Source organism: Jiangella gansuensis DSM 44835 (assembly GCF_000515395.1).
Lineage (GTDB): Bacteria > Actinomycetota > Actinomycetes > Jiangellales > Jiangellaceae > Jiangella > Jiangella gansuensis.
On sequence record NZ_KI911782.1, the window covers coordinates 1,949,811 to 1,962,550 of the forward strand.

Annotated in this window: 10 protein-coding genes and 1 pseudogene; 4 read left to right on the plus strand and 7 right to left on the minus strand. The window is 70.8% G+C overall.

What is annotated here, in order from left to right; genetic code table 11:
* Window positions 1-34 precede the first annotated feature (34 nt).
* Entirely contained in the window at window positions 35-1,201 is a 1,167-nt protein-coding gene (locus tag JIAGA_RS28725; protein ID WP_051425913.1) for a glycosyltransferase family 4 protein, read from the minus strand.
* Window positions 1,202-1,572: 371 nt separating this feature from the next.
* Between JIAGA_RS28725 and JIAGA_RS34930 the strand changes: the two genes are divergently transcribed.
* Window positions 1,573-1,731: a hypothetical protein gene (locus JIAGA_RS34930; protein ID WP_035812328.1), complete on the plus strand. Its 159-nt coding sequence runs from the start codon at window positions 1,573-1,575 to the stop codon at window positions 1,729-1,731.
* A 38-nt stretch (window positions 1,732-1,769) separates the two neighbouring features.
* Here JIAGA_RS34930 and JIAGA_RS0109495 read toward each other — a convergent pair whose 3' ends face one another.
* Together JIAGA_RS0109495 and JIAGA_RS0109500 are read right to left on the minus strand one after the other, a co-directional pair.
* Complete coding sequence (locus JIAGA_RS0109495; RefSeq protein WP_026875470.1) at window positions 1,770-2,282, minus strand: beta/alpha barrel domain-containing protein; 513 nt, start codon at window positions 2,280-2,282, stop codon at window positions 1,770-1,772.
* The gene (locus tag JIAGA_RS0109500; protein WP_026875471.1) at window positions 2,279-4,741 is read right to left on the minus strand and encodes a molybdopterin-dependent oxidoreductase; all 2,463 of its coding nucleotides are present in this window, start codon (window positions 4,739-4,741) and stop codon (window positions 2,279-2,281) included. Before JIAGA_RS0109500 ends, JIAGA_RS0109495 begins: the two co-directional genes overlap by 4 nt.
* Before the next feature lie 152 nt (window positions 4,742-4,893).
* Between JIAGA_RS0109500 and JIAGA_RS36105 the strand changes: the two are divergent.
* Window positions 4,894-5,282, plus strand: a pseudogene (locus JIAGA_RS36105) (four-helix bundle copper-binding protein).
* A gap of 31 nt (window positions 5,283-5,313) precedes the next feature.
* On the opposite strand, the gene JIAGA_RS0109510 reads toward JIAGA_RS36105, so the two are convergent.
* On the minus strand, window positions 5,314-6,129 hold the full coding sequence (locus JIAGA_RS0109510) for an LLM class flavin-dependent oxidoreductase (RefSeq protein ID WP_026875472.1): 816 nt from the start codon (window positions 6,127-6,129) through the stop codon (window positions 5,314-5,316).
* Window positions 6,130-6,254: 125 nt separating this feature from the next.
* Between JIAGA_RS0109510 and JIAGA_RS0109515 the strand changes: the two genes are divergently transcribed.
* Both JIAGA_RS0109515 and JIAGA_RS0109520 read left to right on the plus strand, forming a co-directional pair.
* Entirely contained in the window at window positions 6,255-7,466 is a 1,212-nt protein-coding gene (locus tag JIAGA_RS0109515) for an NAD(P)/FAD-dependent oxidoreductase (protein ID WP_026875473.1), read from the plus strand.
* Window positions 7,463-8,362, plus strand: a complete 900-nt coding sequence (locus tag JIAGA_RS0109520; RefSeq protein WP_026875474.1) for an RNA polymerase sigma-70 factor — start codon at window positions 7,463-7,465, stop codon at window positions 8,360-8,362. Before JIAGA_RS0109515 ends, JIAGA_RS0109520 begins: the two co-directional genes overlap by 4 nt.
* 7 nt (window positions 8,363-8,369) lie before the next feature.
* Here the strand turns inward: JIAGA_RS0109520 and JIAGA_RS0109525 are convergent, their stop codons facing one another.
* From JIAGA_RS0109525 to JIAGA_RS28745, 3 genes are all read right to left on the minus strand, one after another.
* A complete protein-coding gene (locus JIAGA_RS0109525; RefSeq protein WP_211239588.1) occupies window positions 8,370-9,074 on the minus strand; it encodes a response regulator in 705 nt (234 codons plus the stop codon).
* Window positions 9,071-10,258: a sensor histidine kinase gene (locus JIAGA_RS28740; RefSeq protein WP_211239589.1), complete on the minus strand. Its 1,188-nt coding sequence runs from the start codon at window positions 10,256-10,258 to the stop codon at window positions 9,071-9,073. The genes JIAGA_RS0109525 and JIAGA_RS28740 overlap by 4 nt, the downstream gene beginning before the upstream one ends.
* A gap of 109 nt (window positions 10,259-10,367) precedes the next feature.
* Window positions 10,368-12,545, minus strand: coding sequence for an MMPL family transporter (locus tag JIAGA_RS28745; RefSeq protein ID WP_051426631.1), 2,178 nt, complete (start codon window positions 12,543-12,545; stop codon window positions 10,368-10,370).
* Between the last annotated feature and the right edge of the window lie 195 nt (window positions 12,546-12,740).

Genomic DNA, 12,740 nt, shown 5'->3' on the forward strand with positions numbered 1-12,740 from the left:
CCCGGAATGCCGGGCAAACCAGCATGACGAACGGTCAGCTGATACTGGACGCGCCCAGCTCGTGGCGCGGCTCGGGCCGGCGACCTGGGGCGATGGGACATGGTTCTTCCGCCGATGGTGCGGCGATCAACTCTTCGAGTTGCCGGGTGATGGCCGCAGGCGGGATCGGCTGCGGCGCGGCGAACACGCTCAGCAGCGTGTCCACTGACTGTCCGACGGTGAACTTCGTGCCGGCGTCCCGGCGAGCGGCGACGGAAAGTGGCCCGGCCGCCACGGCCGCCCGGATCCCCCAGGCGAGCGTCTCGGCGTCGTCGGGCCTGATCAGGGTCACGCCGCCGCAGTCGGTTTCGGGCAGGCCGCCGTCGTCGGAGGCGACGACCCGGCACCCGGCGTGCTGCGCCTCGATCGAGACGATGCCGAAGGTCTCGTGCCAGTACTGGCTGTTGGACGGCATCACGACGATGTCGTGTTCGGCCATCAGCGCCGCCATCGTGTCCGGTGTCTTACGGGTGGGGACGACCGAGATCCGGGGATGCGCGGCCAGCAGCCCTTCGATGATCTTTCCTTGCGGTTTGTCGGCGCCTGCGGTCGTCGCCACGAAGTCGAGGTCCACGTCCTGGTCGATGATGTCGATGTGCAGGGTCGAAAGCAGGGTGTAAATGCCCTTCTCCGGGCTCAACCGTCCGGCGAACAGCACCCGGGTCCTGCCACGGGTGTTGACCGGGCGGGGCTGCGCCGCGAAGCAGGGCTCGGCGAAGGGGTACACGACGCTGATGGTCTGCACGTCGACGTCCAGGAAGCGTGCCCACAGGTCGGCCGCGTAGCGGCTCGTGGCGATCAGGGCGCGGTCCCTGGTCCCGTCGGCGGCGAACGCCCACTCGCGTTCCCGGATCGGCGGCGGGTTGTGCAGGATCAGGAACGCCTGCGTCCTGGTCGGCACGATGTGGGGTTCGTTGACGAAGACGACGGTGCCGTCGAGCTCACTGACCTCGGCAAGCGTCGATAGGGACAGGAATGGGATGCCGGCGAAGTCGTCGCGGCCGTCGGCGGTGCCCAGGCCGACGGTGACCACCTGCGCCGGCACGCCGCGTCGGTTCAGCTCTCGAACCTGACCGACGGTGTAGTTCTCGGAACCGCCGGTGCCGGCCGGCAGCGGGTTACCCGGAGACCAGATGAAGGAAATCAGCTCGTACCACCCCAAGGGCTCGGTGTGTATCGGACTCGAACAGGTCGGGGCCGTCATGGCCCCGGCTGCGAGCCCGGACGCGACGACGGTCCGTGAGGACGGACCCGTGCATGGTCGGCCGAGCGTGAGGGGAGAACTACGTCAACGCTGAAAACACCCGCGGATTCGGGGCAGCGGCGCATCCCGCAACGTTCGATGGAACAACGATCACAGCTACCTGGAGAATAGCACGAGCGGCGCTGCCACCAGCCCGAACGACCTGCTCGTCAGCAGGCGTCGGGCTGCTGACGCGGTCGTGGGCCTCGAGCTGATTCCACTCAATCGAGGCATTGTGGTGTGTTTCGATCTTGCCAGGCAGCGCCGCTCGGAGGCGATAGTCTGGGTGGATGTTGACACTCGTGGTCGTGTTGCTAGCGATCTGGCTGGTCCTCTCGATCGTCGGGTTCGCGATCGAGGGCATCTTCTGGCTCGGCGTGATCGGGGTGGTCCTGTTCGTCGCCACGGCGATCATCGCCGTGATCAGGCGCAGGGCCAGCAGGACGTAGCCGGCTGCAGCTTCACCCTTCGCCGGGGGTCACCATCCTCATCCGGTCACCATGATCTGGGCCGCGGACTCCTTGAGCTTGGCGTTGGCCCAGCGCATCTGGCGCAGGGTTTCGGGGTGGCACTGCTTCGACAGGTCGAGCAGTTCCTGGTCCTTCATGGCTTGCGCGGTCTGGGCCATGATCTCCCAGTCGAGGGAGGCGCCGGCGGCCTTCCGGTGGATCTCGCGGAGGTCGCGCAGCAGGAGCAGGCCGGGTTCGTGGTACCGGCCGATGAGTTCGCTGCCTTTCTGCCGGATCTTGGCGATGACGGTGGCGTCGTCGTCCGGTTCGGGATCGAGCTCGAGGTCGTAGTCGTGTCCGACCTCCGCGAGCCGGCGGACGTGCTCCTCCGACCAGCGTGCCAGGTCGCGTCCGAGATGGTAGATGTCGTGGTCGGCCTTGTGCCGGTCCGAGACCTGCAGCAATTCGCCGGCGAGGTCGTTCTCCGCGCGGTGGAGCTCTTCGATGGCCAGCCCGACCTTGTTGCCGACCATGCTGGTCAACCTGTTCATCGCGGGCCTCTCTCGGGATCGAGCCGCTCCTCGGCGTACGCCGTCTGGCCGCCGGTGGTGGCTGGCACGTTCGCGGCGACGGGCCGGGAACCAGTGGTCGTCGGTGCGGGGGAGGGGGAGCCGTCACCGGCTTCGATGCGCTCGACGCGCGCGGCCGCCGTCTTGAAAAGGGGCTGCTTGGACGCGGGGTCCCAGTCCGTCAGGGTGAGCTCGTTGGCCGCGCGGCCGCCGTTCGCCGGCTCGTGGCCGCCGGTCGTGTCCCAATAGCCGTAGTGGAACGGCAGGAACAGGGTCCCGCGCCGGATTCCGCTGACGCGGAGGCGGGCGGTCACCGAGCCGCGTGGCGTGGTCACCCGGATGAAGTCGCCCTCGCCCCACCCCGCCGCATCCGCGTCCTGGGCGGACATCTCCACCCAGACGTCCGGGGCGGCGGCTTGTAGCTGCGGCGCCCGGCCGGTCTTGGTGCGCGTGTGGAACTGGTACAACGTGCGGCCCGTGATCAGCTGCAGCGGGTACTCGTCGCCGGGCGGCTCGTGCGGCGGCAGATACTCCGCGGCCTTGATCACCGCCTTCCCGAACGGGTTGAGCGCCTTGTACTCCGTCTCCTCCACGGGTGCGCCGGTCACCATGTCGCGACCGTAGCTCTCGCAGTAGTCCGGAGCGCTCCAGAAGGCTCCATCGGCATAGAGGCGCTCGGTTCCGTCCGGATGCTCCTCGTCGCACGGCCACTGGATGCCGCTGCCGCCACGCAGCTTGTCGTACGTGATGGCGGTGTAGTCACACGGCCGGCCGCGGCTGCACTCCTTCCATGCCTCGAACGCGCCTTCCGGGTCCGACCACTTCACCAGTGGCGCCCCGTCCTTGTCCGTCAGCTCCAGGCGGTGTGCGAGATCGATCAGGATGTCCAGGTCCGGGCGTGCCTGGCCGGGCGGATCAATCGCCTTCTCGGACAGGTGGACGGTGCGGTCGACGTTCGTGAACGTGCCCGTCTTCTCCGCCCACGTGGCCGCCGGGAGCACCACGTCGGCGAGCCGCGCGGTCTCGGTGAGGTAGAGGTCCTGCACGACGAGGAAGAGCCGCTCCTGCGACAGAATGCTCCGGATCCGGCGCAGCTCCGGCAAGGAGACCGCCGGGTTGGTGGCCGAGACGTGCAGCCACCGGATCGAGCCGTCCTCGATGTAGCGCATCATCTGCATGAGATGCGTGGGCGGGCTGTAGTGCGGAATCTGTATCGGGTCGATGTTCCAGACGCGGGCGAGGTCCTCGATGTGGGTGTCGTTGGACCAGTTCCGGAAGCCGGGGAGGTCGCCGTCGGCCCCGCACTCGCGGGTGTTCTGCGCCGTGGGCTGGCCGTTCATCTGCAGCACCCCGCACCCGGGCTTCCCCAGCATGCCGCGGACGAGGTGCACGTTGTTGACCTGTACCGCCGCGGCCGTGGCCTGGTGCGACTGGTAGAAGCCCTGCAGCACGGACGACAGCAGCCGCTGCGCGGTCCCGAGCAGGCGAGCGGCCTCGCGTAGCTGGTCAGCCGGCACGTCGCAGACCTGTGCGGCACGCTCTACCGTGCACTCCGCGACCATCGTCCGCAGCTCGGCGTAGCCCACCGTGTGCCGCGAGATGTAGTCCTCGTCCACCCAGCCGTGCGCGATGATCTCGTGCAGAAGGGCGTTCATCACCATGACGTTCGTGCCGGGCCGCGGGGCGAGGTGGACGGTCGCCTCCCTGGCGACAGGGGTCTCGCGCGGGTCGACACAGAGGATCCGCGGTGGGTTCGGGCCGGCGAGCCGGTCGAGGATCCGGCTCCACAGGACGACCTGGGTCTCGGCCATGTTGTGGCCGAACAACGCGATGGTGTCGGCGTGGTCGATGTCGGTGTACGAGCCTGGCTGCCCATCGCACCCGAAGGACTCCTTCAACGCCGCGGCCGCCGTCGCCGTGCAGAGGCGGGTGTTGCCGTCGACGTGGTTGGTGCCGATGCCGCCGTGCGCCAGCAACCCCAGCGTGTAGTACTCCTCCAGGAACAGCTGGCCGGTGGTGTAGAACGCGATCGAGCTGGGGCCGCGCTCGGCGAGCAGCTCCTTCGCGCGGCCGGCGACGGCGTCCATGGCGGTGTCCCAGTCGGTCTCCACGAGCTCGCCGTCGCGGCGGATCAACGGCGCGGTGAGGCGGTCCCGGTGGTGGTTGGCCTGCCAGCCGAAGAGATCCTTCGGGCCGAGCCGCCCGTGGTTCACCCGGTCGACGGCCCTGCCCCGCACGCCGACGATGCGCCCGTCCTTGACGGCGATGTCCATCGCGTCGCCGTTGGAGTGCAGGATCGAGGCCGACTGAACCCACCGGTCCACCTCGTCCTCCGTGACACCCGCCTCGAGGTGGACATCGACCCGCCGGGGCCACGTCTGCTCCTGACCGTACGGCGTTCGAGCTCCCCATGGTTCCGCGATCCGGTCTCTACCAGGCATGACCACCGCGATACCCAGCGACTGCCGGGCCATGCCGGCCGCAGCCGTGGGCGTCGCGTCCGCCTGGTGCATGGCCGCGGGCGGCGCGGGTACTCGGCGACGCAGGGACGACGACCAGCACAGCTGAGGAGGACACCGTGGTAGTGACCGAGATGTTGCGTACATACCCGAAGAGCCTCGGCGACGTCGATCGCGACGGTCTGTGGCGTGTATCGAAGCGTGCGTCGAGTGCGCGCAGGCATGTACGGCGTGTGCAGATGCGTGCCTGAGCGAGGACAATGTCGCTGAGCTGAGCAAGTGCATCCGGACGAACCTCGATTGCGCCGACATCTGCGAGACGACCGGCCGGGTGCTGTCGAGGCACACCGGCTACGACGCCAACATCACCCGGGCGTTGCTGCAGGCCTGCATGACGGTCTGCAGGTCGTGCGCCGATGAATGCGGGCGGCATGCCGACGCCCACGAGCACTGCCGCATCTGCGCCGAGGCGTGCCGGCGCTGCGCTGAGGCCTGCGACGCCCTGATGGGCGGCCTCGGCTGACGAGGCGGCGCCAGGGGTCCACGAGCAACCCCTAGCGCCCGTTGCGGATGACCGCCAGGACGTCCGGGACGGAGAGGTTCTCGGGGTCGAGTTCGGGCATCCACCAGGTGGCGCCGGCGGCCACGTACGGTGCCGGGTCGGTGCCGGCCGGTACCGGAACGATCAGGTCGAACGGGCTTGCCGAGTCGGGGTCGCGCTGCTCCCGGACGGCGTGGCTGACCTCGGCGACCTGGTCCGGGCCGGTGAGACTCACCGGCATGAAGCCGTCGTGGCGGACGGCACGTTCGAGCGGGCGGCGTCGTCCGGCCGTGCCTGCGACCCAGATGGGAATGGTGGGTTGGGCCGGGCGTGGAAGGAATCGAACGTCGTCGACACGGTGGTGCGTTCCGTCGTGATGAACGGTCTGCCCGGTCCACGCTGCCGTGAGGATGGCCAGGGATTCGTCGAGCATGTCCGCCCGGATCCGATCGTCGGTCACCTCGCCGAAAGCGGTGAATTCAGCACCGAACCGGTCATGGCCGATGCCCACACCGAGGACCAGCCGGCCGTTGCTGAGACGGTCCAGCGTCACGGTCTCGCGGGCGACCTTGGCTGGACGGCGCCGGGGTAGAGGCGTCACGAGGGGGCCGATGCGGACTCGGGTCGTCGCCGCGGCGATCGCCGCCATGACGATCCAGGGATCGGCCGCGCTGCGGACGGGCGGGCGCCATTGCAGGTGATCCCAGACGAAGACGCCGTCCCAGCCGGCGGCTTCGGCTTCGCGGGCGAGTTCCGTGCAGACGTGAGGATCGGCGAGGTCGTCGAACAGGGGAAGCCAGATCCCGGCCTGGGCGCGCTGTTGCGTCATGCCCGGCATTGTCGCTGTTGTGGACCATTCTTGGTAGGGCGAGCGCTGCGGAGCGCGCACCGCCTGTCACAACAACCGATCGCGCGGTGTCTTGAGGCTGAACCCCCTGATGCGGAGGAGAGACGATGCCCGAGAAGACCGATGTCGTCGTGGTCGGCGGCGGATATGCCGGTGTCCTGGCGGCCAGCCGCCTGACGCAGCGCGACGACGTGGGCGTGACCCTGATCAACCCGCGCCCGGCCTTCGTCGAGCGGATCCGCCTGCACCAGATGGTCGGCGGTTCCGACGACGCGGTCGTCGACTACGGCGAGGTCCTGGCCGGGGACGTCCGGCTGGTGGTCGACACGGCCACCCGGATCGACGCGGCCGGGCGCAGCGTGGCACTGGCCAGCGGCGGGACGGTCGATTACGACTACCTGATCTACGCGGTGGGCAGCGGCAGCCCCGACTCGAGCGTGCCCGGCGCGGCCGAGTTCGCGTATCCGATCGCGACGTTCGAGGCGGCGCAGCGGTTGCGAGCCGCCCTCGACGCGGCTGCGCCCACGGCCCCGGTGACCGTGGTCGGCGCGGGTCCGGCCGGCATCGAGACCGCCTCCGAGCTGGCGGAGCTGGGCCGCCGGGTGACCCTGGCCTGCGGTGAGGTGCTCGGCCCGTACCTGCATCCCCGGGGCCGGCGCTCCGTGGCCAAGCGGCTGGCCCGGCTCGGGGTGACCGTGCTGGACGGCCCGGGCGGAACGGTGACGGCTGTGACCCGCGATGGCGTGGAACTCAGCGACGGCCGCCGGCTCCCGAGCGAGGTGACCATCTGGACCACCGGGTTCGGCGTGCCGGACCTGGCCGTCCGCAGCGGGCTCAGCACCGACGCCTTGGGCCGGCTGCGCACGGACGAGACACTGACGAGTGTGGATGACACACGCATCGTCGCGGCCGGTGACTCGGCGGCACCGTCGGACCTGCCGTTGCGGATGAGCTGCCAGGCCGCGGTCCAGTTCGGCCCGCGCGCCGCGGACACGGTACTCAGCCGGATCGCGGGCGAGCAGCCCGCGCCGCTGACCGTGGCGCTCGCCGCCCAGTGCATCAGCCTGGGGCGGCGCGCCGGCATCTACCAGTTCGCGCGCCGGAACGACAGCGCGGTCGGCGTGCACATCGGGGGTCGCCCGGGCGCGAAGGTCAAGGAGCTCGTGTGCTCGGGCGTCCTCAAGATGCTGGTCCGCGAGGCGCGGAAACCCGGGTCGCTCACCTGGCCGGGCTGGGTCGACGACGCCAAGCGCCGGAAGGCCCTGGAGGCCAGGCGCGACGAGGCATCGGCCGTCGCCGCAGGGGTGGCTCGGCCGTGAGCGAGCGCCCCACCGATCCGGCAACGGAGACCTTCGTCGCCCACCGCAACCTGCTCTTCACCGTCGCCTACGAGATGCTCGGGTCGGCGGCCGACGCCGAGGACGTCCTCCAGGAGACCTGGCTGCGGTGGGTCAAGGTCGATCTGGCGCAGGTGCACGACGAACGCGCCTACCTGGTCCGCATCACGACCCGGCAGTCGCTCAACCGGCTGCGTGCCATGAAGCGCCGCAAGGAGACGTATGTCGGCCCGTGGCTGCCCGAGCCGATGCTCACCTCACCGGACGTGGCCGAGGACGCCGAGCTCGCGGAGAGTGTGTCGATGGCGCTCATGCTCGTCCTCGAGACGCTGTCGCCGACGGAACGCGCCGTCTTCGTGCTGCGCGAGGTCTTCGACGTCAGCTACGGCGAGATCGCGGCGGCCGTCGGCAAGAGCCCTGCGGCCGTCCGCCAGATCGCGCACCGCGCCCGCCAGCACATCGATGCGCGCCGTCCGCGCGAAGTGGTCTCGCCGGGTGACGCGCGGGCGGCGCTGGAGGCAATGCGGCGCGGCTTCGAAACCGGGGACCTGCAGTCCGTCCTCGACGTGCTCGCGCCCGATGTCGTCCTGATCAGTGACGGCGGCGGCGTCAAGCAGGCCGCGCTGCGGCCGATCGTCGGCGCCGACAAGGTGGCCCGCCTCGCCTCCGGCGGCCTGTCCAGGGTCGTCGGCAAGATCACCTGCGAACCCACCCTGGTCAACGGGAACCCGGCCCTGGTCGTGCGCCTGGACGGCGAGATCGACGGCGTCGTGGCGGTCCGCGTCGACGGCGCCGGCCACATCACCGGCATCTACTACGTCCGCAACCCGGAGAAGCTGTCCCGGGTCGAGTCCGAGACCCCGCTCGCGCTGCGGTGAGCGCCGTTCAGGAGCCGGCCGACGAGGCGGTGACCAGGCCGGTCTCGTAGGCCGTTACGACCAGCTGGGCGCGGTCACGGGCACCCAGCTTGAGGAACAGCCGCGAAACGTGGGTTTTGGCGGTCAGCGGAGACAGCACGAGGTGCTCGGCGATCTCGTGGTTGGACAGGCCACGCCCGACGAGGCCGAGGATCTCGCGTTCGCGCGGGGTCAGGTCGGCGAGGCGGCTGTCGTCGGGTGCCGGAACGACGGCGGGAGTGGCCACCGGCGCGGACTCGGCCGCGATGTACGCCTCGATCAGCCGCTTGGTGACCCGGGGTGCGAGCAGCGCCTGACCGTCGTGCACCAGCCGGACGGCCTCGACGAGCGCCTCGGGCTCGACGTCCTTGAGCAGGAATCCGGCGGCACCGGCGCGGAGGGCGCCGAACACGTACTCGTCGAGCTCGAACGTCGTCAGCACGACCACCCGGACGGCGGCGAGGCGGACATCGGCCGTGATCCGGCCGGTGGCTTCAAGGCCGTCGACGCGGGGCATCCGGACATCCATCAGCACCACGTCGGGCACCAGCTCGCCGGCCAGCCGGATCGCCTCGGCACCGTCGACGGCTTCGCCGACCACCTCGATGTCGGGTTCGGAGTCGAGCAGCGCCCGGAACCCCGCGCGCACCAGGGTCTGGTCGTCGACCACCAGCACGCGGATCGCGGCGGTCACGTGGCGCCCACCGGCAGGGATGCGGCGACCCGCCAGCCGCCGCCGGCACGCGGGCCGGCCTCGAACGAGCCACCGATCGCCGCGGCCCGTTCGCGCATGCCTCTAAGGCCGTTGCCGGACCCGGAGCCGTCGAGCGGCGTGGGGCCGTAACCCTCGTCGTTCTCGACCTCGATCACCACCGCGTCGTCGCGGTGCGTGACCCGCACCCGCGCCGTGGTCGGGCCGACGTGGCGCATCACGTTGGTCAATGCCTCCTGGACGATCCGGTAGCCGGTGGCCCCGACAGCCGCCGGCAGTGCGCCGATCGCGGGGTCGAGGTCGACGTCCAGATGGATGCCCGCCGAGCCGAGGCCCTCGCGCAGGTCCTCGATCTGCGCCATGCCCTGCGTGGGCCGGACCGGAGCCGCGGACCCGGCGTCGTCGTCGGAATCCCCTTCACGCAGCAGCCCGAGCATCGAGCGCAGGTCGTCGAGCGACTCGCCGCTGACCCTCTTGATGTCGCGAAGGGTCGACCTGGCCCGCTCGGGGTCGCGGTCGAGCAGGTGGGCGCCGACGCCGGCCTGCACGTTGATCGCGACCATCGCGTGCGCGACGACGTCGTGGACGTCGCGCGCGATCCGCAGCCTTTCCTCGCCCACCCGGCGCAGCGCCTCCTCCTCGCGGGTCCGTTCGGCCGACTCGGCCCGTTCGACCAGCGCGGCCGTATAGGCGCGCCGGTCGTGTGCGGCGACGCCCAGCGCGAGCGGGATGGCGACGTAGCCCAGGTTCTTCGCGGTGTCCCAGGTGAAGTAGCCGTGCGGGCTGTACACCTGCAGGATCGCGACGACGAGCGGCAGCGCGGCCGCAGCGGCCACGAACGCGGCCCGGCGTCCGCGCGCCTCGGCCAGCGCATAGCCGCAGATGATGCCCGGGGCCGCGACCGTGACGTAGATGCCGGCGAACGTCATCACCGCGAAAATCAGCGCCATGGCGAGCGCGAACGCCAGGATCGGCGCCCTCCGGCGGATCAGCACCGGCGACGACGCCAGGACGATCACCGCGACCGCCGCGACGGTGACGTCCGCATCCGGCGACCGCACCACGTCGACCCACATGATCGTGACGCACAGCACCATCGCGAGCACGTCGACGAGGCGATCGCGGACCTCGCGAACCGAGCGGACAGCAGCAGGTGGGGTCGCCACCCGCACTACGGTAACGACGAGCATCCGCATCCGGCGTCCTCCCGGGGGAGTACGTCGGAGCCGGGCCACCGCTGTCGGTGACCCGGCCCGCGACGGTGGCAGCGAGCTGTCAAGCCTGGTCAGCGGCCATAGCTGGCTCCTTCACCGGCTCGGTGGGTGCCGGCCCGCTCTCCGAGATCCCGACCCTGTCGTGGAGCCGTCGCAACCACATCGGGGCCCACCAGTTCCACTTGCCCATCAGGCCCATCAGCGCCGGGACGAGCAGGGAGCGCACCACGAACGCGTCGACCAGGACTCCGACCGCGGCGGCGATACCGATCTGCTGGATGAAGGAGATCTCGCTGACGCTGAACGCCCCGATCGCGACCGCCAGCAGGATGGCCGCGGCGGTCACCACGCTGCCGGTCCGGCCGAGGCCGACGGCGACGGACTCCCGCTCGGTGAGGCCCGCCTCCCGGGCCTCCTTGACCCGGCCGAGCAGGAAGACGCCGTAGTCGGTGGAGAGGGCGAAGACGACCGCCGCGGCGATCAGGAAGTTGGTGGGTTCGATGCCGCCGTTGGGTGTGTAACCCAGCAGGCCGGTCAGCCGGCCGTCCTGGTAGACCCAGGTGATGGCCGCGAGGGCGACGCCGACGGTCAACAGGTTCATCACGACAGCCTTGACCGGGAGCACGACCGAACCGGTCATGAGCCACAACACCAGCATCGTCAGCAGGACCAGCAGGACGGCTGCGAGCGGAAGACTGCCGGCGATCGCGTCCTGCTGGTCCATGAACTCGGCGGCGGGTCCGGTGACGAGCGCGTCGGTGCCGCTGTCGTCGGCGAGGTCGCGGACGTCCGCGACGACGGCACGGGCGTCCTCACCGGCCGGGTCCCCGGCGACCTCGAGGTCGATCTGCCAGGTGCCGTCACCCACCTCGACCGCCTCGGCGGGTGCCACGACCTCGGGCAGGGACGAGGCCTGCCGGGCGAGGCCGGCAGCCCCGCCGTCGGCGTCGCCGGAGCCGTCCACGACGACGGTCACGGGGGTGGTTCCGGTGCCCGCGTAGTCGCTCTGGACGGCGTCGGTGACCGCACGGGCGCTCTGACTCTGCGGGATCACGGTCTCGTCGACCGGCGTCCACTCGGTGCGCAGGGCCGGGGTGGCGAGCACGATCATGACGGCCGTGGTGACCGCGGCGAACAGCCCGGGCCGGCGCATGACGAGGTGAGAGAACCGGTACCAGCGGGCTTCGGCCGAGTCGCCGCCGCGGCGACGCCGGCGAGCGAGCTTGGAGCCCCACAGCCCGAAGAGGACAGGGCTGATGACCAGGGCGGCCAGCGCGGCGACGACGGCGACGACCACGCCCGAGAGACCCATCGAGGTGAGGAAGCCCATCGGGAAGACCATGAGCGTGGCGAGGGCGACCGCGACCGTGGCGGCGGAGAACACCACCGTGCGGCCGGCGGTGCGCATCGTCGTGACCACCGCGGCGAACGACGGTCCCTGCCGCTCCAGCTCCTCCCGGTAGCGCGTGACCAGGAACAGCGTGTAGTCGACCGCCAGGCCGAGGCCGAGGCCGATCACCAGGTTGAGCGAGAAGGCGTTGATCCCGTAGATCTGATTGATGCCCGTCAGGGCCAGGAAGGTGCCGAGCACGGTGGCGATGCCGACCGTCACGGGCAGCACGGCCGCGCGGCCACCGAAGAAGAGCAGGGCGAGGACCACCAGGATCGGGAAGGCGAACAGCTCGGCGCGGGCCAGGTCCGCACCGATCTGCTCGCCCATCTGCACACCGGCGACGGCGCCGCCACCGACGGTGACGGCTGGGTCGTCGCCGAAGATCGCGAGAACGCTCTGTGCCACGGCCACGCTGTCGGCATCCGCCTCCAACGTCGCGACGACCAGCGCGGAGGAGCCGTCGAGCGCGGTGGCCGCTGGAGCAGCCTCGGCGATGCCGTCGACCTCGTCCAGGGTCGCGGCGGCCGCTTGCGCTGCCGCCGCGTCGGCAGCGGACGGCGTGTCGACCAGGAGGACGATCCCGGGCGAGGGCTCGAGGCCGCTGGCCGCCTCGATCCGCTCCACTGCCCGGAGGGATTCGGCGTCCGGCGGGGTGAACCCGCCCTCGCTGTCGAACGCTCCGGTGCCCGGCGCACCGACGGCGCCGGCGACGACGATGAAGAGGAACACCGCGACGAGGGCGCGTCGCGGGTGGGCGTGGAGGGCCCGGATGACTCGCCGGAGCCGTCCGGCGGCCGGCTCAGCGGGCCCGGTGCGGGGGTGGTCACCGCGGTGCGTGAGGTTCATGCCCATGACCCTCGCGGTCGCGGTGGGCCTGCCGCGTCCGGCCAGGGGAGTAGCCCGGCGGCCGCGGCGAGCTGGGCTACCTCCGGGGGAGTACACCGGTCGGTGCAGGTGCCGACGCTCGTCGACGTCGCGGCGGCCGGGTGCCTGTCAGCTCGAGGGCTCATTCGGTTGTCGGTGGGAGACGGCAAGATGAGC

What these genes read in the sequence shown, in the direction of transcription:
- JIAGA_RS0109495 (WP_026875470.1), bottom strand. Translation starts at nt 2,282, where the DNA reads ATGAACAGGTTGACCAGCATGGTCGGCAACAAGGTCGGGCTGGCCATC.
- JIAGA_RS34930 (WP_035812328.1), top strand. Translation starts at nt 1,573, where the DNA reads ATGTTGACACTCGTGGTCGTGTTGCTAGCGATCTGGCTGGTCCTCTCG.
- JIAGA_RS0109510 (WP_026875472.1), bottom strand. Translation starts at nt 6,129, where the DNA reads ATGACGCAACAGCGCGCCCAGGCCGGGATCTGGCTTCCCCTGTTCGAC.
- JIAGA_RS0109500 (WP_026875471.1), bottom strand. Translation starts at nt 4,741, where the DNA reads ATGCCTGGTAGAGACCGGATCGCGGAACCATGGGGAGCTCGAACGCCG.
- JIAGA_RS28745 (WP_051426631.1), bottom strand. Translation starts at nt 12,545, where the DNA reads ATGAACCTCACGCACCGCGGTGACCACCCCCGCACCGGGCCCGCTGAG.
- JIAGA_RS0109515 (WP_026875473.1), top strand. Translation starts at nt 6,255, where the DNA reads ATGCCCGAGAAGACCGATGTCGTCGTGGTCGGCGGCGGATATGCCGGT.